General features: G+C 67.1%; 28 protein-coding genes, 1 tRNA gene and 1 pseudogene. 19 read left to right on the top strand and 11 right to left on the bottom strand.

The genetic code is table 11. The features are described from left to right. Positions 1–7: 7 nt before the first annotated feature. The 6 genes from Q1A87_RS09650 to sdhC are packed head-to-tail and all read right to left on the bottom strand — an operon-like array spanning position 8 to position 3,272. A complete protein-coding gene (locus tag Q1A87_RS09650) occupies positions 8–187 on the bottom strand; it encodes a hypothetical protein (protein WP_299650368.1) in 180 nt (59 codons plus the stop codon). Between the two features lie 56 nt (positions 188–243). Continuing rightward, positions 244–441, bottom strand: a complete 198-nt coding sequence (locus Q1A87_RS09645) for a hypothetical protein (protein ID WP_299650365.1) — start codon at positions 439–441, stop codon at positions 244–246. A gap of 3 nt (positions 442–444) precedes the next feature. Then, positions 445–666 carry a hypothetical protein gene (locus tag Q1A87_RS09640; protein WP_299650362.1) on the bottom strand — a complete coding sequence of 74 codons (222 nt, stop codon included), beginning with the start codon at positions 664–666 and terminating at the stop codon, positions 445–447. Continuing rightward, positions 666–2,477 (bottom strand): succinate dehydrogenase flavoprotein subunit, encoded by a 1,812-nt coding sequence (gene sdhA, locus Q1A87_RS09635; RefSeq protein WP_299650359.1) that lies wholly within the window; start codon positions 2,475–2,477, stop codon positions 666–668. Before sdhA ends, Q1A87_RS09640 begins: the two co-directional genes overlap by 1 nt. A gap of 13 nt (positions 2,478–2,490) precedes the next feature. Beyond that, positions 2,491–2,877, bottom strand: a complete 387-nt coding sequence (locus Q1A87_RS09630) for a succinate dehydrogenase (protein WP_299650356.1) — start codon at positions 2,875–2,877, stop codon at positions 2,491–2,493. 11 nt (positions 2,878–2,888) lie between these two features. Then, positions 2,889–3,272 (bottom strand): succinate dehydrogenase, cytochrome b556 subunit, encoded by a 384-nt coding sequence (gene sdhC, locus Q1A87_RS09625; protein WP_299650353.1) that lies wholly within the window; start codon positions 3,270–3,272, stop codon positions 2,889–2,891. Positions 3,273–3,429: 157 nt separating this feature from the next. Between sdhC and Q1A87_RS09620 the strand changes: the two genes are divergently transcribed. Then, positions 3,430–3,765, top strand: coding sequence for a DUF3140 domain-containing protein (locus Q1A87_RS09620; protein ID WP_299650350.1), 336 nt, complete (start codon positions 3,430–3,432; stop codon positions 3,763–3,765). 181 nt (positions 3,766–3,946) lie between these two features. Here Q1A87_RS09620 and Q1A87_RS09615 read toward each other — a convergent pair whose 3' ends face one another. The 3 genes from Q1A87_RS09615 to Q1A87_RS09605 are packed head-to-tail and all read right to left on the bottom strand — an operon-like array spanning position 3,947 to position 5,565. Next, on the bottom strand, positions 3,947–4,153 hold the full coding sequence (locus Q1A87_RS09615) for a DUF1737 domain-containing protein (RefSeq protein ID WP_299650347.1): 207 nt from the start codon (positions 4,151–4,153) through the stop codon (positions 3,947–3,949). A gap of 2 nt (positions 4,154–4,155) precedes the next feature. Then, the gene (locus tag Q1A87_RS09610) at positions 4,156–4,701 is read right to left on the bottom strand and encodes an NnrU family protein (protein ID WP_299650344.1); all 546 of its coding nucleotides are present in this window, start codon (positions 4,699–4,701) and stop codon (positions 4,156–4,158) included. Positions 4,702–4,710: 9 nt separating this feature from the next. Then, entirely contained in the window at positions 4,711–5,565 is an 855-nt protein-coding gene (locus tag Q1A87_RS09605) for a CoA ester lyase (RefSeq protein ID WP_299650341.1), read from the bottom strand. A 268-nt stretch (positions 5,566–5,833) separates the two neighbouring features. Here Q1A87_RS09605 and Q1A87_RS09600 point away from each other — a divergent pair, with 268 nt between their 5' ends. The 16 genes from Q1A87_RS09600 to lpdA all read left to right on the top strand — a co-directional run bounded on the left by Q1A87_RS09600 (position 5,834) and on the right by lpdA (position 23,040). Continuing rightward, positions 5,834–6,160, top strand: coding sequence for a hypothetical protein (locus Q1A87_RS09600; RefSeq protein ID WP_299650338.1), 327 nt, complete (start codon positions 5,834–5,836; stop codon positions 6,158–6,160). A gap of 150 nt (positions 6,161–6,310) precedes the next feature. After that, positions 6,311–7,273, top strand: coding sequence for a malate dehydrogenase (gene mdh / locus Q1A87_RS09595; protein WP_299650334.1), 963 nt, complete (start codon positions 6,311–6,313; stop codon positions 7,271–7,273). A 585-nt stretch (positions 7,274–7,858) separates the two neighbouring features. Then, on the top strand, positions 7,859–9,052 hold the full coding sequence (sucC, locus tag Q1A87_RS09590; protein ID WP_299650331.1) for an ADP-forming succinate--CoA ligase subunit beta: 1,194 nt from the start codon (positions 7,859–7,861) through the stop codon (positions 9,050–9,052). Positions 9,053–9,282: 230 nt separating this feature from the next. Then, positions 9,283–9,963, top strand: coding sequence for a hypothetical protein (locus Q1A87_RS09585; RefSeq protein WP_299650328.1), 681 nt, complete (start codon positions 9,283–9,285; stop codon positions 9,961–9,963). A 2-nt stretch (positions 9,964–9,965) separates the two neighbouring features. Next, a complete protein-coding gene (locus Q1A87_RS09580) occupies positions 9,966–10,628 on the top strand; it encodes a hypothetical protein (RefSeq protein ID WP_299650325.1) in 663 nt (220 codons plus the stop codon). Continuing rightward, on the top strand, positions 10,625–11,683 hold the full coding sequence (locus Q1A87_RS09575) for a hypothetical protein (RefSeq protein ID WP_299650322.1): 1,059 nt from the start codon (positions 10,625–10,627) through the stop codon (positions 11,681–11,683). Before Q1A87_RS09580 ends, Q1A87_RS09575 begins: the two co-directional genes overlap by 4 nt. 231 nt (positions 11,684–11,914) lie before the next feature. After that, positions 11,915–13,066, top strand: coding sequence for a hypothetical protein (locus Q1A87_RS09570; protein WP_299650319.1), 1,152 nt, complete (start codon positions 11,915–11,917; stop codon positions 13,064–13,066). A 27-nt stretch (positions 13,067–13,093) separates the two neighbouring features. Further along, the gene (gene sucD, locus Q1A87_RS09565) at positions 13,094–13,981 is read left to right on the top strand and encodes a succinate--CoA ligase subunit alpha (protein ID WP_299650316.1); all 888 of its coding nucleotides are present in this window, start codon (positions 13,094–13,096) and stop codon (positions 13,979–13,981) included. Positions 13,982–14,047: 66 nt separating this feature from the next. After that, positions 14,048–15,298, top strand: a complete 1,251-nt coding sequence (locus tag Q1A87_RS09560; RefSeq protein WP_299650313.1) for a glycosyltransferase family 4 protein — start codon at positions 14,048–14,050, stop codon at positions 15,296–15,298. A gap of 10 nt (positions 15,299–15,308) precedes the next feature. After that, positions 15,309–18,278, top strand: a complete 2,970-nt coding sequence (locus tag Q1A87_RS09555; RefSeq protein ID WP_299650310.1) for a 2-oxoglutarate dehydrogenase E1 component — start codon at positions 15,309–15,311, stop codon at positions 18,276–18,278. 3 nt (positions 18,279–18,281) lie between these two features. Then, the gene (odhB, locus tag Q1A87_RS09550; RefSeq protein ID WP_299650307.1) at positions 18,282–19,886 is read left to right on the top strand and encodes a 2-oxoglutarate dehydrogenase complex dihydrolipoyllysine-residue succinyltransferase; all 1,605 of its coding nucleotides are present in this window, start codon (positions 18,282–18,284) and stop codon (positions 19,884–19,886) included. Positions 19,887–19,899: 13 nt separating this feature from the next. Beyond that, positions 19,900–20,160: a hypothetical protein gene (locus tag Q1A87_RS09545; protein ID WP_299650305.1), complete on the top strand. Its 261-nt coding sequence runs from the start codon at positions 19,900–19,902 to the stop codon at positions 20,158–20,160. Between the two features lie 521 nt (positions 20,161–20,681). Continuing rightward, complete coding sequence (locus Q1A87_RS09540; protein ID WP_299650303.1) at positions 20,682–20,921, top strand: DUF3303 family protein; 240 nt, start codon at positions 20,682–20,684, stop codon at positions 20,919–20,921. Next, positions 20,918–21,145, top strand: coding sequence for a hypothetical protein (locus Q1A87_RS09535; protein WP_299650300.1), 228 nt, complete (start codon positions 20,918–20,920; stop codon positions 21,143–21,145). The genes Q1A87_RS09540 and Q1A87_RS09535 overlap by 4 nt, the downstream gene beginning before the upstream one ends. Then, positions 21,142–21,537 carry an MAPEG family protein gene (locus Q1A87_RS09530; RefSeq protein ID WP_299650297.1) on the top strand — a complete coding sequence of 132 codons (396 nt, stop codon included), beginning with the start codon at positions 21,142–21,144 and terminating at the stop codon, positions 21,535–21,537. The genes Q1A87_RS09535 and Q1A87_RS09530 overlap by 4 nt, the downstream gene beginning before the upstream one ends. Before the next feature lie 108 nt (positions 21,538–21,645). Further along, positions 21,646–23,040: a dihydrolipoyl dehydrogenase gene (lpdA, locus tag Q1A87_RS09525; RefSeq protein WP_299650294.1), complete on the top strand. Its 1,395-nt coding sequence runs from the start codon at positions 21,646–21,648 to the stop codon at positions 23,038–23,040. A gap of 31 nt (positions 23,041–23,071) precedes the next feature. Here the strand turns inward: lpdA and Q1A87_RS09520 are convergent, their stop codons facing one another. Then, entirely contained in the window at positions 23,072–23,764 is a 693-nt protein-coding gene (locus Q1A87_RS09520) for a SprT family zinc-dependent metalloprotease (RefSeq protein WP_299650292.1), read from the bottom strand. A gap of 106 nt (positions 23,765–23,870) precedes the next feature. Between Q1A87_RS09520 and Q1A87_RS09515 the strand changes: the two genes are divergently transcribed. Both Q1A87_RS09515 and Q1A87_RS09510 read left to right on the top strand, forming a co-directional pair. Beyond that, positions 23,871–24,215: a TIGR02300 family protein gene (locus tag Q1A87_RS09515; protein ID WP_299650289.1), complete on the top strand. Its 345-nt coding sequence runs from the start codon at positions 23,871–23,873 to the stop codon at positions 24,213–24,215. An 82-nt stretch (positions 24,216–24,297) separates the two neighbouring features. Next, a tRNA-Ala gene (locus tag Q1A87_RS09510) sits at positions 24,298–24,373 on the top strand. Positions 24,374–24,472: 99 nt separating this feature from the next. On the opposite strand, the pseudogene Q1A87_RS09505 reads toward Q1A87_RS09510, so the two are convergent. Continuing rightward, a pseudogene (locus Q1A87_RS09505) lies at positions 24,473–24,834 on the bottom strand (hypothetical protein); the annotation flags it as partial.

Genomic DNA, 24,834 nt, shown 5'->3' with positions numbered 1-24,834 from the left:
CTCCATGTCAGCGATGGGCCCGGCCGGAGGTACAGGTCAGAAGCGCCGTGATCTCGGCGCCGTTCATCGGGGCGTACGGGTCGGCTGCGACATCCGGCCGGCCGATATCGGAGAGGCAGTTCGACAGCGCACGGCTCGCGCCGGCATCGATGATCGCCGGATCGGTCGGCAGCGGGCGCCCCCCCACCGGGACGCACCCTGCTAGCACGACGCCCGCCAGCAGGAGGGTAAAGCGCCCCCGGATCACCGCGGGATCGCCTCGCAGGCATCGAGCCGCGCCAGATCCGCCGGTCCGCGCGAGACGATGGTGCCGTCCCGTACCGGCACGCCTTGGTCGCGGGCGCAGCGCAGGTAGGCCGCGCGCCGCGCGTCGGGCCCGGTCGACATGCAGGCCGTGAGCGCGAGCACCGGCGTCAGCGCGAGCAGGACGACCCGGCCCATGCCTCAGCTGCGGCGCTGGAGGCAGGCGGCATAGGCGGCCTGCTCCGCCTCCGTCAGCTCGATCGTCGCATCCTCGGTCACGCGGTCGGGCAGGATGGGCTGGCCGATCTCGGCGAGGCAGGCATTGGCCAGCGTCCGGGCCCCGGCATCCACCTCGACCTCCGGCCCGGCGGGCTGGCACGCGGTCAGCGTGAGCGCGGCGGCGGCAAGTGACAGGTAGCGCATCAATAGACCCTCGCCTTCGGTGCAATCTTCTTCAGGTCGATTCCGCCGTCGTTGTGGCTCGTCAGCGGGTTCATGTGGACGCCCCGGTAGCCGAGGTCGTACTTCATGTCGTCGCCCTTGAACCAGGTCAGCGAATGCTTGCGCCAGTTCTCGTCGTCGCGGTCCGGGAAATCCTCGTGGGCATGGGCGCCCCGGCTTTCCTTTCGCGCCTCGGCCGCGACCACGGTGGCGACGGCGTTCGGCATCAGGTTCGCAAGCTCCAGCGTCTCCATCAGGTCGGAGTTCCAGATCAGCGACGTGTCGGTGACCTGCACGTCGTCCATCTTGCCGGCGATGTCGGTCATCTTCTCCTTGCCCTGCGCCAGCGTCTCGGACGTCCGGAACACCGCGGCGTCGTCCTGCATCGTCTTCTGCATCTGCAGGCGCAGCTCGGCCGTGGCCACCTGACCCCGCGCGTGGCGCAGCCCGTCGAAGCGGGCCAGCGCCATCTCGACGGAGCGGATGTTGGGCGTGGGCAGGGCGGAGTCGCGGTCGATTACCTGCCCTGCGCGGATCGCGGCGGCGCGGCCGAACACGACGAGGTCGATGAGCGAGTTCGAACCCAGCCGGTTCGCCCCGTGGACGGAAGCGCAGCCGGCCTCGCCCACGGCCATCAGCCCCGGCGCCACGCGGTCGTCGTCATCGGCCGACGGCGCCAGCACCTCGCCCCAGTAATTCGTCGGAATGCCGCCCATGTTATAATGTACGGTCGGCAGAACCGGGACCGGCTCCTTGGTGACGTCGACGCCCGCGAAGATCCGCGCGCTCTCGGAGATGCCGGGCAGGCGCAGATGCAGGGTCTCTGGCGGCAGATGGCTGAGGTTCAAGTGGATGTGGTCGTTGTCCTTGCCGACGCCCCGCCCCTCGCGGATCTCCATCGTCATGCAGCGCGAGACGACGTCGCGGGAGGCGAGATCCTTGTAGGTCGGCGCATACCGCTCCATGAACCGCTCGCCCTCGGAATTGGTGAGGTACCCCCCCTCGCCCCGCGCCCCCTCTGTGATGAGGCAGCCGGCGCCGTAGATGCCGGTCGGGTGGAACTGCACGAACTCCATGTCCTGCAGCGGCAGGCCGGCCCGCGCGATCATGCCGCCGCCATCGCCGGTGCAGGTATGGGCGGAGGTCGCGGAGAAGTAGGCGCGGCCGTAGCCGCCGGTGGCCAGCACCGTCATCTTCGACGAGAACAGGTGCAGCTTGCCGTCGTCGAGGCTCCAGCAGAGCACGCCCTGGCACACGCCGTCCTCGGACATGATGAGGTCGATGGCGAAGTATTCGATGAAGAACTGCGCCTTTTCCTTCAGCGACTGGCCGTAGAGCGTATGGAGGATCGCGTGGCCGGTCCGGTCGGCCGCGGCGCAGGTGCGCTGCACGGGGGGGCCCTCGCCGTACTCGGTCGTATGGCCGCCGAAGGGGCGCTGGTAGATCCGGCCGTCCTCGGTCCGCGAGAACGGCACGCCGTAATGCTCGAGTTCGTAGACGGCCTTCGGCGCCTCGCGGGCGAGGTATTCCATCGCATCGGTATCGCCGAGCCAGTCCGACCCCTTCACGGTGTCGTACATGTGCCATTGCCAGCTGTCCGGCCCCATGTTGCCCAGCGATGCGGCGATGCCGCCCTGCGCGGCGACGGTGTGGGAACGGGTCGGAAAGACCTTGGAGATGCAGGCGGTGCGAAGTCCCTGCTCCGCCATGCCCAGCGTCGCCCGAAGCCCCGCCCCGCCGGCACCGACGACGACGACGTCGTATTCGTGTGTCTCGTACTCGTAGGCGGCCATCATTCTCTCCGGATTACAGGGCCAGCCGGGCGAGCGCGTAGAGACACGCGAGCGCGGCGGCGAAGCTGACGATATGGGACAGCGCGAGCAGGAGCTTCAGCGTCATCCCGCGGGCATAGTCCGTAAGCAGGACCTGCGTGCCCTTGGCATAGTGCCACCAGCCGATCGCGAAGGTCGCCGCGGCGACGAGCGCGGGGAACGGCCGGGTGTAATAGGCCACCACCTCCTCGTAGGGGGCGCCGAGAATGGCGCCGAAGGTGAACAGGAACAGCGGCACGACGATCAGCAGCGCGAGCGAGGAGATCGTCACGCGCCAATGCTGCGTGGTCCCGGTATGGGCGGAGCCGTACATGTTCGCGCGCTTGCGGTCGGTCAGAAAGGTCTGGGCGGGGGTTTCCATGGCGTCTTCCCTCAGAGCACGATGATCGTGAGAAGCGTCAGCACGACCGAGCCTACGATGCAGCCCCAGCCGAGCCGCTCGGCGCTGACGATGTCGAGGCCGCGTCCGGTATCCCAGATCAGATGCCGGATGCCCGCGAGCGTATGATACCAGAGCGCCCAGATCGAGCCGAGGAAGACCAGCTTGCCGAACCACGACGTCAGCACCGCGTTCGCCGTCTCGAACGCGTCCGGCCCCGCGGCGGCGGCGATGAACCACCAGGTGACCAAGAGCGCGCCGACCACCAGGGCGTTGCCGGTGATCCGCGTCAGGATCGACGTGATCGAGGTGACCTGCGGCCGGTAGACCTGCAGGTGCGGGCTCAGCGGGCGGTTGCCCCGGTTCACGTCGGCCATGCGGCTTCCCTCTGTCGTCGATCTGCGTCGGTTCTAGCGGTTTTCCCGGCAGTGTCACGGGGCCGTCGGCCGGAAACCTCCGCTTTGCGGCGTAGGGGCGCAGGCGGGAACCCGGCCGGAAACGCGCTCGTTCATCCGCAAATCACGGAGGATGACGATGGCGAAGTCGCACGACGAGATCTGGGACGAATGGAGCGACCTTGTGAACATGGCGCCCAAGGAGCTGGAGGATTGGCTCGAGACGGAGGAGAGCAAGTCCGTCGGCTGGGACTCGGGCGACGGGGAAGCGACCGGGCACAAGTCCGGCAAGAGGATCGTCGAGATCAAGCAAACCAGGAAGGCCGACCTGTCCGACGACCAGTGGGACCACATGGGCAAGGTCGTGGGCTACATCAAACGCCACAAGGCGCAGGGCGGCCCGGACGAGGACATGGAGCACTCGGACTGGCGCTACTCCCTGATGAACTGGGGGCACGATCCGAAGAAGGGTTGACCGAGTTAATCAAGCGGAATGACTAATTCGGAAGTCCGGCGGTCAACTCGTTGTCAGAACTGGATAATCGAGATCGGGCCGGAAGGACAAATCGCGCGCCAAGGTGACGGGTGCCCAGCCGCGAGATGGCCTCGCCGAACCGGTCATCCTCGAGGAAGCGCCCGGAGCGGCCTTGCCCCGATCACTGCGCGCCGAGCTTCATCTCCGGATCGTAGTCCCCGTCGATGTCCTTCGTCACGGCTTGCGCGCAGCGCATCACGCCGGCCGCTTGGTCCCAGGCATAGGCGGGCGAGCCGTGCAGGACCCAGCCCTTCGACAGGGCCGCACTGACCTTGTGGCAAAAGGCGGAGGTGTCCTCCTCGGTCAGCAGGCGGTACAGCGTCGTCATCGTCATCCTCCGAACGGGTTCACGCCGGCCCAGATATGGATCGCGGCGGCCACGGCGTAGAGCACCACGCCGATGGCCAGTGCCTTCAGGTCCCCCTTGACCGAAACGTCGGTCGGCCGATCCCAGGCCTGGCTGCGGTTGATCACGATCACCTCCGCCACCGCCCAGGCCAGCAGTCCGCCGAAGAGGAGGATCGAGGCGAGGTCGCCGTTCACCAGAAGATGCGCCACCGCCCAGATCTTGAACGCCGTCAGTTGCGGATGCCGGATGCGGGCGCTGAGCGTACCCTTCGCGGCACCGTTCCCGAACAGCGCGAAGGCCAAAAGCATGAGGAGGTTGTTGAGGTGCTTGAGCCAGACGGGCGGATACCAGACGTCGATATAGGGCGCGGCCCGGTAACCGAGGACCATCAGGACGACGGAGAGAACGAGCGCCAGCGCGACGAGGCCCTTGCCCAGATCGCCCAGACGCGCGCGCGGACCCGGCGCGGCACGCTTGAAGAAATGCGCCCCTGTCCAAAGGAGAAGTCCCGCGATCAGAAGAACCATGCCCATGTCCTAGTTCCCGGCCCCCGCGATCGCGTCGGCCCGTGCCAGCGTGCGGCGCGCGCTCTCGACATGAAGGTTCTCGACGATCCGGCCGTCGAGCACGGCGACGCCCTGCCCTCGGGCCGTCGCGCTTTCGTATGCGGCGATCTGGCGGCGGGCCAGCTCGATCTCCGTGTCGGATGGCGCGAAGACCTCGTTGGCCACCGCGATCTGCCCGGGATGAATCAGCGACTTGCCGTCCATGCCGAGATCGCGCCCCTGCACGCATTCGGCACGCAGCCTGTCCTCGTCCCGAAAGGCGTTGTAGACCCCGTCGATGCAGGGGATGCCGGCCATCCGTGCCGCGAGGAGGCAGGTCTGCAGGGCCGTCATCAGCGGCAACCGGTCCGGGCCCGGCCGGCAACCCAGTTCCTCCGCAAGATCGTTCGTCCCGAGTACGAACCCGCCAATCCCCGGCGCACGCGCGATACTGGCCGCGTTCAGGATGCCCTCCGCCGTCTCCATCATCGCCCAGACGCGCGTCGGCCCCGTCAGCGCCCCGGCGACACGGGCCACGTCGTCGGGTCCGTTCACCTTCGGCACGAGAAGCGCGTCGATAGGGAGGTCGGCGACGGCCGTCACGTCGGCCGCGCCCCATTCCGTGGCGGCATCGTTCACCCTGACGATCCGCATGCGGGCCCCGTGATCCGCCTCGCGCAGCATCGCCACCAGGGCCTTGCGGGCATCGTCCTTTTGATCGGGGGCCACGGCATCCTCGAGATCGAAGATGATCGCGTCGGTCGGAAGGTCGACGGCCTTCTGGAGCGCCGACGTCTTCGACGCCGGGATGTAGAGGACGGATCGCAGGGGGCGCAATTCGGGCATCGAGCGGTTCCTGAGCGGCAGCGCCTTCGAACCATGCCCGCAATTCTCGCGCAAGGTGCAGCCGGCACGACGACAGATCGTTGCGTTCGAATTTGCTGCCCAGCGTGCGCAGGTCCGGTCCGTTAACCCTATCTTTCTGTTCATGGGTGAGGGTGAGCCACACCACTTCGGTTCCGGCACCGACCGGGTCCGCACAATGGACGAGACGGGACTTCTGCCGCTCACGTCCGTGCATGCGTCCCGTCGCTACTCGTGAAAGGAATGTGCCATGACGAAGACCCAGTACCTGAACGCCTTCTTCGCGACGCTGACCGGAGTCGCGCTGACGCTCCTGACCCTGCCCGCCCATGCGGGTCAGTCCTGCGGGGCCCGCAACGAGGTGATCGAGCGGCTCGGCGTGAAATACGGCGAGACCCGACGCGGCCTCGGCCTCGGGGCGAAGAACCGTGTCGTGGAGGTATTCGCCTCCGAGGATACCGGCTCCTGGACGATCACCGTCACCCTCCCCGACGGGCGCATGTGCCTGGTGGCGAGCGGGCAGTCCTGGGAGGATCGCGTCGACGACCTCGCCTACATGGCCGACGCCGACGCCTGACCGGACACATCGCGGAATCCTGGACAGGGCGCCCTCCACGGGCGCCCTTTCGCGTTTGGGCGGAAGGCGGGGGCCTTGCGCCCGGACATCCGCCCGCGATACCTGAACCCGCACGAGAGCACGGACGTAACGGACTTATCGGAGACGGACATGGCCCGACCCAAGATCGCCCTCATCGGCGCCGGACAGATCGGCGGCACGCTTGCCCACCTCGCCGCCATCAAGGAGCTCGGCGATGTCGTCCTCTTCGACATCAGCGAGGGCATTCCGCAGGGCAAGTCGCTGGACATCGCCGAGAGCGGGCCGGTCGAGAAGTTCGACGCCAGGCTCAAGGGCACCAACGACTACGCCGACATCGCGGGCGCCGATGTCTGCATCGTGACCGCCGGCGTGCCGCGCAAGCCGGGCATGAGCCGCGACGACCTTCTGGGCATCAACCTGAAGGTGATGAAGGCGGTCGGGGAGGGCATCCGGGAGAACGCGCCCGATGCCTTCGTGATCTGCATCACCAACCCGCTCGACGCGATGGTCTGGGCGTTGCGCGAATATTCCGGCCTGCCGCACGCGAAGGTCGTCGGCATGGCGGGCGTGCTGGATTCGGCCCGGTTCCGCCACTTCCTCGCGGACGCGTTCGACGTGTCGATGCGCGACGTCAGCGCCTTCGTCTTGGGCGGTCACGGCGACACGATGGTGCCGCTGGTACGATACTCGACCGTCGGCGGCATCCCCCTGCCCGACCTCGTGGACATGGGCTGGACCAGTCAGGACAACCTCGACGCGATCGTGCAGCGCACCCGCGACGGCGGGGCCGAGATCGTCGGCCTCCTGAAGACCGGCTCCGCGTTCTACGCCCCGGCCTCCTCGGCGATCGAGATGGCCGAAGCCTACCTCAAGGACCAGAAGCGCCTCCTCCCCTGCGCGGCCTGGGTCGACAACGCGTTCGGCCTGAACGGCATGTATGTCGGCGTCCCGACGATCATCGGCGCCGGGGGCGTCGAGCGGGTCGTGAACATCAAGCTGAACCGCGACGAGCAGGGCATGTTCGACAAGTCCGTCGAAGCGGTGACCGGCCTCGTCGCAGCCTGCCGCGGGATCGACAACACGCTGGGCTGAGCGCCGATGGAGGCAGGAGATCGGCCCTGTGGGAAACATGCCGGGCCCTCGACGAAGGCGAGCGCTGGTCATCCAGTTCTCCTTTGGCGGACGCCTCAGGAGGTCAGGTTGCCGCGGCCGAGTTCGCGGACGGCCTGACGACTACGCGATCCTGATCTGATTGCTGCCTTTCTGAGGCGCGCAGTGGCTCGCGGTCACCGCGCGATCCGATCTCCGGGTCGCGCGTGTGGTCTCGTCTTTTGTCGTAAGTTCGAACGGGTCGCGAACACGGCCTTCCTCCTGCGTCGCGAGGCTCGCCGGAAAGTTCGACCGGCACCTCGCCGTCCGGATCGCTCCGAACGCCGACCTCGCGGCTTATCGTATCAACGCATGACCGGCGCCCCGGCCCGGCAAGCGACGCCGCCGACACGACGTTGCTCCGAACGCGGAACGCGCAGCTACTCCACGAAACGCAGACCTCTGGCGTCAATTTCGGCGTTCCGACCCGACGGCGCCTCTGAAATGACGGATTCTGTCCTCCTGCGGGTTTCTCCCACGGACAAGTTGCGGCATGGAAGGCGCAGGCCAGCCGCGAAGGAGTCCGCGATGAACATCCACGAATATCAGGCCAAGGCTCTCCTGCGGGATTACGGCGCGCCGGTCGGCGATGGCGTGGCGGTCACGCGTGCGGCGGATGCGAAGGACGCGGCGAGCCGGCTCGACGGGCCGCTCTGGGTCGTGAAGGCGCAGATCCACGCGGGGGGGCGCGGCAAGGGCTCCTTCAAGGAGGCCGATGCCGGCGAGAAGGGCGGCGTCCGGATCGCCAGGTCGGTCGAGGACGCGGCCGGGGAAGCGCGCCGCATGCTGGGCCGGACGCTCGTGACGCATCAGACCGGGCCGGCTGGCAAGCAGGTCAACCGCATCTATATCGAGGACGGCTCCGACATCGCGCGCGAGCTCTACCTGGCGCTGCTGGTCGACCGCCAGACGAGCCGGATCGGGTTCGTCTGCTCGACCGAGGGCGGCATGGACATCGAGGAGGTCGCCGCCTCCACCCCCGGGCGGATCCTGAGCTTCGACGTCGATCCGGCCACCGGCTACCAGCCCTGGCACGGCCGTCGCGTGGCCTTCGAGCTCGGCCTCGAAGGCACGCAGGTCAAGCAATGCGTCAACCTGATGGGTGTCCTCTACAAGGCCTTCGTCGAGAAGGACATGGAGATGCTGGAGATCAACCCGCTGATCGTGACCGATACCGGCGACCTCAAGGTGCTCGACGCGAAGGTCGGGTTCGACGGCAACGCGATCTACCGCCACAAGGACATCGCCGAGCTGCGCGACGAGACGGAGGAGGATTCCAAGGAGCTCGCCGCCTCCAAGTACGACCTGAACTACATCGCGCTCGACGGCGAGATCGGCTGCATGGTCAACGGCGCCGGCCTCGCGATGGCGACGATGGACATCATCAAGCTCTACGGGGCGGAGCCCGCGAACTTCCTCGACGTGGGCGGCGGCGCCACCAAGGAGAAGGTGACCGAGGCGTTCAAGATCATCACCTCGGACCCGAACGTGAAGGGCATCCTCGTCAACATCTTCGGCGGCATCATGCGCTGCGACGTCATCGCCGAGGGCGTGATCGCCGCGGTGAAGGAGGTCGGGCTGCAGGTGCCGCTCGTCGTCCGGCTCGAAGGCACGAATGTCGAGCGGGGCAAGGAGATCATCAACCAGTCCGGGCTCGACGTGATCGCGGCCGACGACCTGAAGGACGGCGCGCAGAAGATCGTGAAGGCGGTGAAGGGGTGAGCGCCGCTCCGCGACATCGTCGCGGAGCGGTCGATCCGGTGGATCGATCGAAGGCGCGAACGCGGACCGCGGAAGCGGGTCGCCGGGCGGGGCCCGCAGAAGTAGATCGCCAGATTAAACCTTCGACCTACTACGGAGCGCGCAGCCTTCACGCACGAGTCGCTCGTACTGCCGGAGAGAGCTCGGACCAAACAGCAAGTGACCGGATAGACTGGACGAGCCCCGATCCCTTGCAGATCGGCAGGAATGTGTTGTTGGGGTCGCGGCACCATTCCATCTGGAACAGGGTATCTGCCCTCTGCAATCGGCGTCTGCGCCTTTCGCTGATTGTCGCCGGTTTGACGCTCGGCCTGTCGGCTTGCCAGCAAATCTTGGTCGGACCCGATATTCCAGGGAGCGTCGGCTTAAACCAGGATGTCGAGGCCCAACGTCTCACTGATGCCTGCCGTCGGAGCGAGCTGTCCGGTCCAGATACGCTGCAAGCGCTTCGGACAGACGGCTACATTGAAACGATGTCGCTTGGTCGAACGATCTTCGTCAAGCAAAGCGCCGAACAGATACCGTCCCTCTTCGGCTTCAGCACCCCGATCACGGTGTCGGTCTACGACACGCCGCGGATCGCCTGCACGATAGACGTTCAGCCTTACACCTTGGGCCCGGACGTCTTCACCCGAGCTTCCTCGACGCTGGAAGCTGCCGGCTATCGTCGCATGGAAGTCGGACAAGGGCCTTTCGGTGGCGGGATCGAGCGTTGGATCGGCAATGGAACGCGCTTTGCACTCGTAGGCGCCGGTCCCGACTCTCCCGCCGCGAACCGGCCGGCCTCCATCACGCTATATCACCTCGATGGCGCGTCCGACCCGACGTGCAGGAACAGGTCTCTCTCGGCATCTCAGCGAGAAGGCTGCTGACAATGACGGCGGCACAAAATGCAGGGCGCCAGTTTAGGTTCGGGGCGTGGATCCGAACTGGCCTGACGAAAAGGTTTGCACCTCTTCTCCCCCTTGCCCTCGCCGGCTGCGTCTCGACCACCAACGGGTTCGAGCCGGGCGTTTCCGACATCGCGGCGCAGCGGATGCGGTTCGCGGCGGAGGCGGTCTGCCTCAACAACAGCTCCCAGAGCGCGCAGGACCGGGCCGCGCGCGGATTGAACTTTCCCGTCCGAGAGCGCGACGGGGGCTCGACGATCTACGCCAATCCCGGAACCCTCACCTTCGTGCGGATCGGTCCCGTCCCGGACCAGTTCTACAACGACGCGACCGGTGCGCGGCAGGTCGTCCGCGGCAGCGGCTGTTCCGTCGGCTCGCCCGCTGTCGGGATCGACCGGGCCAACCGGCTCGTCGGCGAGATCCTCGCGCCGCGCCTCGTCGATGGCAGCGACACGCTGGCCGCGCCCCGCGGCGCGGGACGTAACATCGACGGGGGTGTCGGGTTCTTTTTCGACGGACTCTCCATCACCTTGCAACAGGCGCGCACGTTGTTCCTGAACCCCGAAACCGGCGAAGGCGCCGTGTTCGATCACCCGGTGATCCTGATCGTGCACGGCCCAAGCCAGACAGCGGAACTCCGAGAATGAAAGTCATCGTCCATATCGGGATGCCGAAATGCGGCTCCACCACGATCCAGAACTGGCTGAACGAGAATGCCGAGGCGCTGGCCGCGCGGGGGATCGCCTACGACAATGCGAGCATGCCCGGCTATCCGGTGACGATCGCGCATCAAGGCATCAAGATCTGCCAGAACGACCTGCTCGGCGCGGTGGTCGAGAACCCGACGATCCGCCGGGCGCACAACATCTTCTCGCTCGAGGACCAGCGACGCTTCGCCCGGAAATTCTCCGAGTATTTCGGCAATCTCGTGCGTAAGCGGAAGGAATCGACCTTCGTCGTCTCGTCGGAATATCTCGGCGCCAACACGAAGACGCCGAAAGGTGTCCGCGCGCTCGAAAGCTGGCTCGGACAGTATTTCGACGACATCCGCTACCTAGTCTATTTCCGCCGGCAGGAGGACTGGCTGGCGAGTTCCTACTCGGAGCGCATCAAGCGCGGCGTGACGCAGACGCTTTCCGAGATGATCGAGGGCGACGCCAAGCAGAACTGGTTCCGCAGGGCGGCCATCTGGGGAAACACCGTCGGGGACGATCGGGTGGATGTCCGCCTGCTGGAGCCTGATTTCCTGATCGGCGGCGACCTGCTCGAGGATTTCGCGAACCGCATCGGGACCACAGCCGAAGGCCTCGCGACCCCGCAGCGCCAGAACGAGTCCCTCACCGCCGCAGGCGCCGAATACCTCCGCGTGGTGAACACCCAGATCGACCACACGGTCGACAACGGACGCAGGGTGAACCCGCAGAAGATCGCGATCCGGCGGGCCCTCCTGCAACAGACGCTGAAGCTGCCGAAGATCAAGCTCGATGCGGCGCAGGTCGCGCAGGTGCGGGAGGTGAACGCGACGGGCAACGCCAAGCTGCGGGACCGGTTCTTTCCGGACCGCGAGGAGCTGTTCCCCCCGCGTCCCGTCTCGGATACGAACGGCCCGGCCCTGCGCGCGGAGGATGTCGCGACCGTCGCGCTCGACGTGATGCTGGCGCTTCAGGGCCGTGATTCCACGAAGGAACCCCAAAGCGCTTGAGTCCAGCGTCCCGAAGGTCGAGACACGGCGCGCGACCTCCGAACGGGGCGATGAAATGCAGGAGGCCGGGATGGCCATTCTCGTAGGCGGACGATCCGACCTCCCGCAGGCCGCCCTGGCGGATCGCGTTCCCCGGCGACCGGCGCGCGCGGTGCGGTCCGGGTCCGGCCCGCGGGGCGCGCCACGGACCGGGACGTCGCCCCCGACCGCACGGCGGGGGCCATCCGGATCGTGAAGGCGATCGTCCATATCGGCATGCCGAAATGCGGCTCCACCTCGATCCAGCGATGGCTCGACATCAACGCCGCGGCGCTGTCGTCCCGCGGCGTCGGCTACGACAGGCTGTCGCTGCCGGGGCATTACCCGAGCACGGCCCACGAAGGCATCAAGATCTGCCACAGCCATCGGCTCGGGCGCCTCGTGGAAAGCGCCTTCGTGCGCCGCGTCCACGGGATCACCGACCTGTCGGACCAAAAAAGGTTCGTCCGGACCTTCGAGGAGTTCTTCGGCGCACATGTCCGGTCGCGCCGAGAGCCGGTCTTCATCGTCTCGTCGGAATACATCGCAGCCCATACCCATACGCCCGCCGAAGTCGAGGCCCTGGAAAGCTGGCTCGCGCAGTTCTTCGACGCGACGCGATACATCTTCTACGTCCGCCGACAGGAGGACTGGCTCGCCAGCGCCTACTCCCAGGACCTGAAGCGCGGCGTGACCGAGACCCTGCCGCAGGTCGTCGCGCAATCCGCTGTCCAGGACTGGCATGCGAAGGCGGCGCTCTGGGCTGACACGCTCGGCAAGGATCGGGTCGAGATCGGCCTGACGGAACGCGACGCCCTTCGGGACGGCGACCTCGTCGCGGACTTCGCCGCGCGGATCGGAACCGATCTCGAAGGCCTTGCGGACGCCCCCCGCCTGAACGAGTCCCTCAGCGCGGCCGGGGCGGCCCTCCTGCGCGTGGCCAACGAGCGGATGAATCATTTCTCGAGCGACGGGACCAGGGTCGACCCCCGCAAGCTGGCGGTCCGGCAGGCGCTGGAGCGGCAGACGCTCGATCTCCCGAAGGTCCGCCTGAACGCCGAGCAGGTCCGGCATGTGCGGGAGGTCAACGCGGCGTCGAACGAGCGGCTCCGCGCCCGCTTCTTCCCCGATCGCGACGTCCTGTTCCCCGCGCGCCCGGACCCGCAGGCGGACGAGCCGGCCCTTCGTGCCGAGGATGTGGCGCGGGCCGGCCTCGACCTGCTTCTGACGCTTCGTGCGCAGGGCAAGGGCGGCCGCGGCCGGACGGCACCCAAAGGCGCACGCAAGGGCCGGGCCGCACGACGCCACCGCTCCTCGGGGGGGAACGGGTCCGGCGACGCGCCGCCCGCCGCGCCGCCGCAATAACCGAACGACACACCGCAGGAGGCCCGGATGGCCATACTTATCGACGAGAACACCAGGGTCATCTGCCAGGGCCTGACCGGGTCCCAGGGGACGTTCCATACCGAACAGGCGATCGCCTACGGCACGAAGATGGTCGGCGGCGTCACGCCCGGCAAGGGCGGTCAGACCCATCTCGACCTGCCCGTCTTCGACAGCTGCCACGAGGCGGTGGCCAAGACCGGCGCGAACGCCTCCGTCATCTACGTCCCGCCCCCCTTCGCCGCCGATTCCATCCTCGAGGCGATCGACGCGAAAATCCCGCTCGTCGTGTGCATCACGGAGGGGATCCCGGTGCTCGACATGATGAAGGTGAAGCGCGCGCTCGACGGCGCGAAGACGCGGCTGGTCGGTCCGAACTGCCCCGGCGTCATTACGCCAGACGCCTGCAAGATCGGGATCATGCCCGGCCAAATCCACAAGCGCGGCTCCGTCGGCGTCGTCTCGCGCTCCGGCACGCTGACCTACGAAGCGGTGAAGCAGACCACCGACATGGGGCTCGGCCAGTCCACCGCGGTGGGCATCGGCGGCGACCCGATCAAGGGCACCGAGCATATCGACGTGCTCGAGATGTTCCTCGCCGATCCGGAGACGACCTCGATCATCATGATCGGCGAGATCGGCGGCACCGCCGAGGAGGACGCGGCCGCGTTCCTCGCCTCCGAGAGGAAGGCCGGCCGCTGGAAGCCGACGGCGGGCTTCATCGCCGGCCGCACCGCCCCGCCGGGCCGTCGCATGGGCCACGCGGGCGCCATCGTCGCGGGCGGCAAGGGCGATGCCGAGTCGAAGATCGAGGCCATGCGCGCCGCCGGCATCGTCGTCGCCGACAGCCCGGCGACGCTGGGCGAAGCGGTGAAGGAAGCGATCGACAGGGGTTGAGGGGTGGAAGGGACCGGTCCAGAACACACAGCGAAATCCCTCCGTCCGGTGGCGGAGCCCGCCCACGTGTATCTGGTCGTTCCGACCGGTGCCGTGCATCCGATGACCGGGGGCGGCCAGCGCACGCGTATCCTCTTCGACGTGCTGCGGTCGATCCATCCCGTTACGGTCGTCCTTCTGGGGGTTCCGGAGGATACCGATGCGGGCGTATTCTTTCCCGGCGCGGCGCGCGTTGTGGGACTTCCCGTCAGATCGTTCGATATCTACGCAACCGGGCGGATCGGAAAGGTCTGGAAGATCGTCCGACGCGTCTGCCTGCCGCGCGCCGACATGGCGGCCGAGCCGGATCTCAAGGCCCGACTAGACGAGATGACGCGCAAGGGCGGCCGGTCAATCGTCGTGTTCCGCTACTACCTCACATTCGCGCGCTCCGGCCTGACGGACGAGAGCGATGCCGATCGACGCGTCATCGTCGACGTCGACGATCGCGACGATCGAAAGATGGCTATCCAGCTTCGCTCGCGTCTCGGAGCGGGCGCGGGGTCCCTCGCCGCACGTGCCCTGACGTCGCGCGTCCGGTCCCTGATGACGGAGCGGCTTCGCGCGGCGGGGCATGTCTGGGTCGCCAAAGAAGAGGACCTGTTCGCGGCGCCGGACCTGAACCAGTCCGTCGTCCCGAACGTCCCGTTCGCATCCGAACAGGCCAAGGCGATCGGACCGGCCGGAGAGGGAAAGTCCGTCATGTTCATCGGCGGAGCGGGTCACATGCCGAACCGTCAGGGCGTGCTCTGGTTTCTCAAGAATTGCTGGCCCCGTGTGCATGCCGCCGTCCCAGATGCGATTTTCAAGATCGTGGGTTTCGGCGACTGGGCGGAGGTCGCCTCGCGTTACGGTGACACGCCCGGGGTCCGGATCGTCGGCACGGTCGACAACCTGCCCGATGCCTATTCGGACGCGCGCGTGGTCGTCTGCCCCATTCGCGAGGGCGCCGGGTCCCAGATCAAGGTGATTGAGGGGTGCGCGTATGCGCGTCCCGTCGTCGCGACGACGCTGTCGGGATCGGGGTTCGGCAGGGAAATCGCCGCTGCGATCGAGCCGGTCGACGAGGCTGATGCATTTGCCGAAAAATGCATTAGTTATCTCAGAGACGCCGCGGCAGCGACTTCGAAGGGAAATATGCTGCAGAACATGCAGAGACGCTACTATTCCCGCGCATCGGTGACGACGCGCATTGCCGAGGACCTTGCGGGGGGACTAAGCGTCGTACCCGCGAAAGGCCCGAACCGTCACAGGTCCGACTCTCCCAGCTTAGTATGAAGGTCCCGCCATGACCGACCAGTCCTCCAACGACATCTTCCGCTCGACCTCCTTCATGCATGGACACAACGCCGCGTATCTCGAGCAGATGTACGCGCGCTACGCCTCCGATCCGGGGGCCGTGGACGAGGCATGGAAGCAGTTCTTCGACACGCTGGAGGACGAATCCGGCGCCGCCGAGGCGGAGGCGGCGGGGCCGTCCTGGGCGCGGGCCGACTGGCCGCCGATGCCGGCCGACGACCTGACCGCGGCGCTGACCGGGGAATGGCCCGCCCCGCCGGTCGACCCGAAGGAGGCGCGCGCGGCCGGCGACAAGATCAAGGCGAAGGCCGAGGCGACCGGGACGGCGATCACCGACGCGCAGGTTCGGCGCGCCGTGCTCGACTCGATCCGCGCGCTGATGCTGATCCGGGCCTACCGGATCCGCGGCCATCTCGCGGCCGATCTCGACCCGCTCGGCGTGCGGACGCGCGATCCGCATCCCGAGCTCGACCCGCAATCCTACGGCTTCACCGGGGCCGATCTGGAACGGCCGATCTTCATCGACAACGTGCTGGGCCTCGAGGTCGCGACGCTCAACCAGATCGTCTCGATCCTGAAGCGGACCTATTGCGGCACCTTCGCGCTGCAATACATGCACATCTCCGATCCGCAGCAATCGGCCTGGCTGAAGGAGCGTATCGAGGGGCTGGGCAAGGAGATCGCCTTCACCCGCGAGGGTCGGCGTGCGATCCTGAACAAGCTCGTCGAGGCCGAGGGCTTCGAGAAGTTCCTCCACGTCAAGTATATGGGCACCAAGCGCTTCGGCCTCGACGGCGGCGAGAGCCTGATCCCGGCGATGGAGCAGATCATCAAGCGCGGCGGGCAGCTCGGCCTGCAGGACATCGTGATCGGGATGCCGCATCGCGGCCGCCTCTCGGTGCTCGCCAACGTCATGGAGAAGCCCTACCGGGCGATCTTCAACGAGTTCCAGGGCGGCAGCTTCAAGCCCGAGGACGTCGACGGCTCCGGCGACGTTAAGTACCACCTCGGCGCAAGCTCCGACCGCGCCTTCGACGGCAACGTCGTCCACCTCTCGCTGACCGCCAACCCCTCGCATCTCGAGGCGGTGAACCCGGTCGTCCTGGGCAAGGTCCGCGCCAAGCAGGATCAGCTCGGCGACACCGACCGCAAGAAGGTGGCCGGCATGCTGCTGCACGGCGACGCGGCCTTCGCGGGCCAGGGCGTTGTGGCGGAATGCTTCGCGCTCTCGGGCCTGCGCGGGCACAGGACCGGCGGCACGATCCATCTCGTCGTGAACAACCAGATCGGCTTCACGACCGCCCCGCACTTCTCGCGCTCCTCGCCCTACCCGACCGACAACGCGCTGGTGGTCGAGGCGCCGATCTTCCACGTCAACGGCGACGACCCGGAAGCGGTGGTCCACGCCGCGAAGGTCGCCATCGAGTTTCGCCAGAAATTCGGCAAGGACGTCGTCATCGACATCTTCTGCTACCGCCGCTTCGGCCACAACGAGGGGGACGAGCCGATGTTCACGAACCCCCTCATGTACAAGACGATCAAGAAGCAGAAGACGACCCTGTCGCTCTACACTGATCGTCTCACCAGGGAGGGGCTGGTCCCCGAGGGCGAGATCGAGGGGCTGAAGGCCGCGTTCCAGGAGAAGATGGCCGCGGAGTTCGAGGCCGGAAAGGATTACCGCCCGAACAAGGCCGACTGGCTGGACGGACGCTGGTCGCATCTCGACCGCCGGGTCGCGGACGAGTACGTCCGCGGCGAGACCGCCATCGCACCCGAGACCTTCGACGAGATCGGCCGGGCGCTGACGAAGACGCCGGACGGCTTCGCGCTGCACAAGACGGTCGGCCGCCTGCTCGATGCGAAGTCGCAGATGTTCGAGTCCGGCGAAGGGTTCGACTGGGCGACGGCCGAGAGCCTCGCCTTCGGGTCGCTGCTGACGGAGGGCTACCGCGTCCGTCTGTCGGGACAGGATTCGACGCGCGGGACCTTCTCCCAGCGCCATTCGGCCTTCGTCAACCAGGAGAACGAGGAACGCTATTACCCCCTGAACCAGATCCGGGAGGGACAGTCGCATTACGAGGTCATCGACTCGGCGCTGTCGGAATACGCCGTGCTCGGCTTCGAATACGGCTACAGCTTGGCCGAGCCCAACGCGCTCACCATGTGGGAGGCGCAGTTCGGGGACTTCGCCAATGGCGGGCAGATCATGTTCGACCAGTTCATCTCCTCGGGCGAGTCGAAGTGGCTCCGGATGTCGGGGCTCGTCTGCCTCCTGCCGCACGGCTACGAAGGTCAGGGGCCGGAGCATTCCTCCGCGCGGCTGGAGCGGTTCCTGCAGATGTGCGGCTCCGACAACTGGATCGTCGCCAACTGCACCACGCCGGCGAACTACTTCCACATCCTGCGTCGGCAGTTGCACCGCGACTTCCGCAAGCCGCTGATCCTGATGACGCCGAAATCGCTCCTGCGTCACAAGCTCGCCGTGAGCCGGCGGGCCGAGTTCACGACCGGCTCCAGCTTCCACCGCGTCCTCTGGGACGACGCGCAGCAGGGCAATTCCGAGCTCGACCTCGCGCCCGACGACCAGATCAAGCGCGTCGTCGTCTGCTCCGGCAAGGTCTATTACGACCTCCTCGAAGCGCGCGACGCGGACGGGCGGAACGACGTCTACCTCCTGCGGCTGGAGCAGTTCTACCCGTTCCCCGCCCTCTCGATGGTCAACGAGCTGCAGCGTTTCAAGCAGGCCGAGTTCGTCTGGTGCCAGGAGGAGCCGAAGAACCAGGGTGGCTGGACCTTCGTCGAGCCGAACCTCGAATGGGTTCTCACCCGCATCGGCGCCACCAACACCCGGCCGCGCTACGCCGGCCGGGCGGCCTCCGCCTCGCCCGCGACCGGCCTGGCCAGCCAGCACAAGTCACAGCAAGCCGCGCTCGTCCAAGAAGCGCTGAGCACGGAGTAAGTCATGACCGTCGACGTCAAAGTTCCCACCCTCGGTGAATCCGTCACCGAGGCCACCGTGGCCACCTGGTTCAAGAAGCCGGGGGACGAGGTGGCGACCGACGAGATGCTCTGCGAGCTGGAGACCGACAAGGTCACGGTCGAGGTCCCCTCGCCCGCCACCGGCACGCTGGGCGAGATCGTCGCGAACGAGGGCGACACGGTCGGCGTCGACGCGCTCCTGGCGACGATCAGCGAGGGGGCCGGCGCGTCGGCCTCCGACGAGGCCCCGGCCGCCGTGCCGGAGCCCGGCTCGGCCGAGGACAAGCCGGTCGACGCACCCGAACCGGACGCGCCCTCGGACGACGACGGCGCGGCGGGCGGCGATTCCGTCGACGTTATGGTCCCGGCACTGGGCGAATCCGTCACCGAGGCGACCGTGGCCACGTGGTACAAGGCCGAGGGCGACAGCGTAGAGGCCGACGAGATGCTCTGCGAGCTGGAGACCGACAAGGTCTCCGTCGAGGTGCCCGCCCCCGCCGCCGGCACGCTCACGAAGATCGTCGCCGGCGAGGGCGAGACGGTCGCCGCGGGCGGCAAGCTCGCGGAGATGTCCACCGGTGCCGGCGCCCGGGTGTCCGCGCCCCACGCCGTCGATCCGAAGCCCTCGTCGGGCGCCGGCGAGTCCGAGACGAAGGAAGCCATCTCGAACGTCGAGGCCGCCGGCGAGCGCGGCGACGTCGAGGACGCGCCCTCCGCGAAGAAGCTGATGGCCGAGCGCAACCTCTCCGCCGATCAGGTGAAGGGCACCGGCCGCGACGGCCGCGTGATGAAGGAGGACGTGCTGAAGGCCGGCGACGCGAAGCCCGCCACCGCCCCCGCGCCCGAGGCGAAGCCCGCGCCCCGCGCCCCAGTCGCCGCGCAGGACGAGAACCGGGAGGAGCGGGTGAAGATGACCCGCCTGCGCCAGACCATCGCCCGCCGCCTCAAGGACGCGCAGAACACCGCCGCGATGCTGACCACCTACAACGAGGTGGACATGACCGAGGTCATGGCGCTCCGCAACGAGTACAAGGAGCTGTTCGCCAAGAAGCACGGCGTGAAGCTCGGCTTCATGTCGTTCTTCACCAAGGCCTGCTGCCACGCGCTCAGGGAGGTGCCGGAGGTCAACGCGGAGATCGACGGCACCGACGTCGTCTACAAGAAATTCGTCCACATGGGCATCGCCGCCGGCACGCCGCAGGGCCTCGTCGTGCCCGTCATCCGCGACGCCGACTCGATGTCCTTCGCCGGGATCGAGAAGGCCATCGCCGAGAAGGGCGCGGCCGCCCGCGACGGCAAGCTGTCGATGGCGGACATGCAGGGCGGGACGTTCACCATCTCGAACGGCGGCGTCTACGGCTCGCTCATGTCCTCGCCGATCCTGAACCCGCCGCAATCGGGCATTCTCGGCATGCACAAGATCCAGGACCGCCCGATGGTCGTCGGCGGCCAGATCGTGATCCGCCCGATGATGTATCTCGCGCTCAGCTACGACCACCGCATCGTCGACGGCAAGGGCGCGGTCACCTTCCTCGTCCGCGTGAAGGAAGCGCTGGAGGACCCGCGGCGGCTGTTGATGGATCTGTAGACGGAGAGACTAAATGCCAAATTACGAACAGAAAAATAAGTTTGAAGTCTACAACGTTATTGGCGTCAAAGATGCCCTAGCGCTTTTACAAAAAATTTCTTCAAACAATGAGTTTAATACGCAAAAGGCAGAAGACTTTTTCATTCAGAATGGCGTAACGGTCTACGGCTTAATCGCCCCTGCTCACAAACTTTCTGATAAAATCAATGAGGAAAAGGTTCCCGAAAAAGCAAAAGAGATGGCCAAGGCTAGCCGAAAGAAAGGGCGTTCATAGAATGAGCGGTGGGTGGAAGAAACCGACTGTTTCAGCCACTTGCAACGTCATTCTGTTTAACAGCTCGGATGACCCGACCCTGCATGCTGCAAAATAAACGGCACTACCTTAACCGCCACCCCGAGAACGTTATAGGCTACGAGATCGGCCATAACCGTTAACTCCGTCGCCCGGCCGCAGGCCGAGCAGCCCCCGACCGCCCCGTCACGCCGAAGGCGTACCTCCGGCACGGCGCGGGGGCTTCTCCCCCACCGGCGGCCGGGGCCTGCCCTCACCATGTCCCATCGACGCGTTCCGCGATCGCGACCGTGAACTCTGCCACATCGTCGAGGGCTCGCCGGCCAACCCGTTACGCCGAAGGCATGCCTTCGGCACGACCCGAGGGCTCCGCCCCCACCGGCAATCAGGACCTGCCCTCCGCATCCCGCCGCCCGTTCGAGTTTCCCCCGCCCCGCTTTTTTGCTATGCAACACCCGATCCCGAGATGGTCGAACGGGCCGTCCCCGAACTGGAGCCCTCCCATGAACCTCCTCGTCCACCTCGCCCCCGCCGACTACACCACCTGGAAGGCGGATTTCGACCGCGACATGGAAGGGCGCATGAACGCGGGCCTCACCCTCATGCAGCTCTGGCGCGACGCGGACGGGACCGGCGTCACCGCGCTCTTCGAGGCCAACGACCGGAACAAGGCCGAGGCCTGGCTGGAGACCGAGCGCCGCACCGGCGCCTCCCTCGACGCGCGGTTCATGAGGACCGCATGACCCCCGAGACCCGAGACTCCGTCCGCCGCGTGCTGTCCGCCTGGACCCTGCGGCTCGCCATCGTCTTCCTGCTCGCCGTCATCCTCACGAAGTGGCAGGGTCCGACGCCCTGGCTTTCGGTGGCCCTGCTCTTCTATGCCGTCGTCTCGCTCCTCTCCTCGATCATGATCGAGCGGGCCCGCCGGAGGCAGATCGCCCGGCGCGACACGCCGCCCGAGTCATGACGCCCGAACTCACGGCGCTCGCCCTCGCCGTTCTCCTGCAGGCCGTGCAGTTCGCGCTCTACGCCATCCCCGCCAATCGCGAGCTCGGCCCCGGCTACACCATGTCCGCCCGCGACCGGGAGCCGTCGCGGCCGATGTCGGTGATGACCGGCCGCCTCGGCCGCGCGCTCGCCAACCATTTCGAGGGGCTGATCCTCTTCACCGCCGCCGTCGTGATCGTGACGCTCTCGGGTCAGGCGGGCGAATTCACCGGCCTTTGTGCCTGGATCTACCTCGCCGCCCGCATCCTCTACGTGCCGGCCTACGCGTTCGGCTGGCGCCCGGGACGGTCGATCATCTGGGCCCTGGGCTTCGCCGCGACGCTTCTGATGGTCGCAGCCGCGCTGATCTGAGGGTGTTGCACGGCGGGGGGATGCACTACATCTGTGCCACACGCGTAACACAGCCGTAACACGCGCATAACACGCCGCCAGACCGACCCAAACGACCCCGGAGACCTCATGTCCAGCTACGACGTCATCATCATCGGCAGCGGCCCCGGTGGCTATGTCTGCGCCATCCGCTGCGCCCAGCTCGGGCTGAAGACGGCGGTGGTCGAAGGGCGCGACACGCTCGGCGGCACCTGCCTCAACATCGGCTGCATCCCGTCCAAGGCACTGCTCCACGCGACCGAGGCGCTGCGCGAGGCGGAGACGACGTTCGCGAAGATGGGCCTCAAGGGCAAGACCCCCTCCGTCGACTGGCCGCAGATGCAGGCCTACAAGCAGGACACCATCGACCAGAACACCAAGGGCATCGAGTTCCTGTTCAAAAAGAACAAGATAGAATGGCTCAAGGGCTGGGGCTCCATCCCCGAAGCGGGCCGCGTGAAGGTCGGTGAGGAGACGCACGAGGCAAAGCACATCATCATCGCCTCCGGCTCCGACGTGGCCCCCGTGCCCGGCGCCGAGATCGAGGTGGACGGCAAGATCGTCGTCGACAGCGAGGCTGCGCTGAGCCTGCCGAAGATCCCGAAAAGCATGGTCGTCGTCGGCGGCGGCGTCATCGGCCTCGAGCTCGGCAGCGTCTACGCCCGGCTCGGTGCCGAGGTGACGGTGATCGAGTTCCTCGACGGCATCACCCCCGGCCAGGACGCGGAAGTCGCCAAGAATTTCCAGAAGATCCTGTCCCGTCAGGGCCTCAAGTTCATCACCGGCGCCGCCGTCTCGAAGGTCGAGACGAAGAACGGAAAGGCCGAGATCGCCTACAAGCTCCGCAAGGACGACAGCGCGCAGAGCCTGAAGGCGGACGTCGTGCTCGTCGCGACGGGGCGCAAGCCGCACACGGCGGGGCTCGGCCTCGACGCGCTCGGCCTGTCGATGACGAACCGCGGCCAGATCGCGGTGGATGACGGCTACAAGACCAGCATCGACGGCATCTACGCGATTGGCGACGTGATCGAGGGACCGATGCTCGCCCACAAGGCCGAGGACGAGGGCATGGCGCTCGCCGAGATCCTCGCCGGCCAGGCTGGGCACGTGAATTACGGCGTCATCCCCGGCGTGATCTACACCCATCCCGAGGTCGCCAATGTCGGCCTGACCGAGGAGCAGCTGAAGGAACAGGGCCGCGCCTACAAGGTCGGCAAGTTCTCCTTCATGGGCAACGGCCGCGCCAAGGCGAACTTCAACGCGGACGGCTTCGTCAAGCTGCTGGCCGACAAGGAGACGGACCGCATCCTCGGCTGCCACGTGATCGGCCCGATGGCCGGCGACCTGATCCACGAGGTCTGCGTCGCGATGGAGTTCGGCGCCGCGTCCGAAGACCTCGCCCGGACCTGCCACGCGCACCCGACCTATTCGGAAGCGATGCGCGAGGCGGCGCTGGCCTGCGGCGACGGCCCGATCCACGCCTGATACGACCGGACCCCGGTTGGTGCGACGCGCGCTAGCCGGTGAAGTCGATCGCGTGCAGGGCCGCGCCGTCGGTCCTGAGCCAGGCCCGGTGGACGGCGTAGTCCGGCACCAGCCGCTCCACGGCGGTCCAGAAGCGCGGCGAATGGTCCATGTGAAGGAGGTGCGCGACCTCGTGCGCGGCCACGTAGTCCAGCACCTCGGGCGGCGCCATCACCAGCCGCCAGCTGAACATCAGGGCCCCGCGCGAGGAACACGATCCCCAGCGGGAGCGCGTGTCCCTGAGCGACAACTTCGCCGGGCGTCGGCCGATCGCCTCTGCATACCGGTCTACCGACGCGGCGAGATGCGTCCGGGCCAACGATAGCAGGAGCGCCTGCACGCGCCGCCCGGCCTGCACATCGTCGGCGACCGCGATGGTCGCGCCGAGATGCCGCGCCGCCCGCCCCGACCCCGCGACCACCGGAACGTCCCGTCCGAGAAGTGGCACCGACCCGCCCACGCGCACGACCCGCAGCGCGGGCACCGCGGCGACGGCCCGCCGGACCCAGGCCGCCTGATCCCGCACGAAGGCGCCGGCCTGCCGCTCGGACATGCCTTGCGGGAGCGTCAGGGTCACGCGACCGTCCGACCGGCCCACCCGGAGCGACATGCGACGCGCCCGCGCGGAACGGCGCAACTGTACCGGGATCCCGTCCAGGCCGGGCACCGACAACGTCTCGGACATGACCGCCCCCCCGGGGCTTGCCACCCCTTCCCCCCTGTGGCATCCGGGCCAAATTCCCTTGACCAGCGGTGCCGCACAGGCGCCCGGACGCGATGAAGGAACCGACATGCCGAAGGAAGAATGGGGCGTCAAGCGGGTCTGCCCGACGACCGGCAAGCGCTTTTACGATATGAACCGCTCGCCCATCGTCAGCCCGTATACGGGCGAGACAGTCACGGTCGACACCGGCAACAAGACCCGCATCCTCGCGGCGGACAAGGACGACGTGGACGCCAAGAAGGACGAGACGGCGGACGAGGATCTGCTGCTCGACGATGACGACGTCGATATCGAGGACGACAATGCGGAGGCGGACGATACGGCCGATGCCGTGCTCGACGACGACGAGGACGACGACACCGTCTCCCTCGACGAGATCGCGGATGTGGGCGGCGACGACGACGACGACTGATTTACCTTTGCGGGAACGGCGAACAGGGCGGGATTTTCCGCTTGCGCCGTGCCCGACCCTGCCCTAGATGGCAGGCCGGTCAGGGGCCTTAGCTCAGTTGGTAGAGCGCTTGCATGGCATGCAAGAGGTCAGGGGTTCGACTCCCCTAGGCTCCACCACGCCGTCCTTGAAATTAGAAGATAGTTCTGCCTTTTTTGTCAGAGTGGCTCTGTTGCACGGAACGCCTGAAGGCCGAGCTCCCCCTGTTCCAGCCGAGGTCAGACGACGGGTTGAGTGACGGGGATGCCGAGGGCAGTGAAGCGGTTCATGATGGCGATGCGGACCTGGAGTTCGGCTGTCTGGCGGTCGAAGTCTCGGGCCATGAGCGTCTGGCCGAGCAGCTTCATGCAGTTCATCGATTGGCCGGCAGGGCATTGCGAAGCAATGTCCCGAGAGGCTTCGTCCCTGCGCGGCTGCGGCGGTGATAGCCGCTTCATCGTCGCCAGACGGTGCGGTCGAGGCGCTTGATGGTGCGCAGAGCCTCGTTCCTCGCTTCTGCGCCGGGGCTGTCCCTCTTCCAGGGTTTGGCGTTTCGCCGGGGCGGGATGACAGCGTCCGCGCCGCGGTTCGCGATGGCGTC

Origin of the sequence: uncultured Jannaschia sp., assembly GCF_947494055.1 — a bacterium.
Classification (GTDB): domain Bacteria; phylum Pseudomonadota; class Alphaproteobacteria; order Rhodobacterales; family Rhodobacteraceae; genus Jannaschia.
The sequence above is the reverse complement of the archived record's forward strand: the minus strand, read 5'-3'. Positions and strand labels throughout refer to the sequence as shown.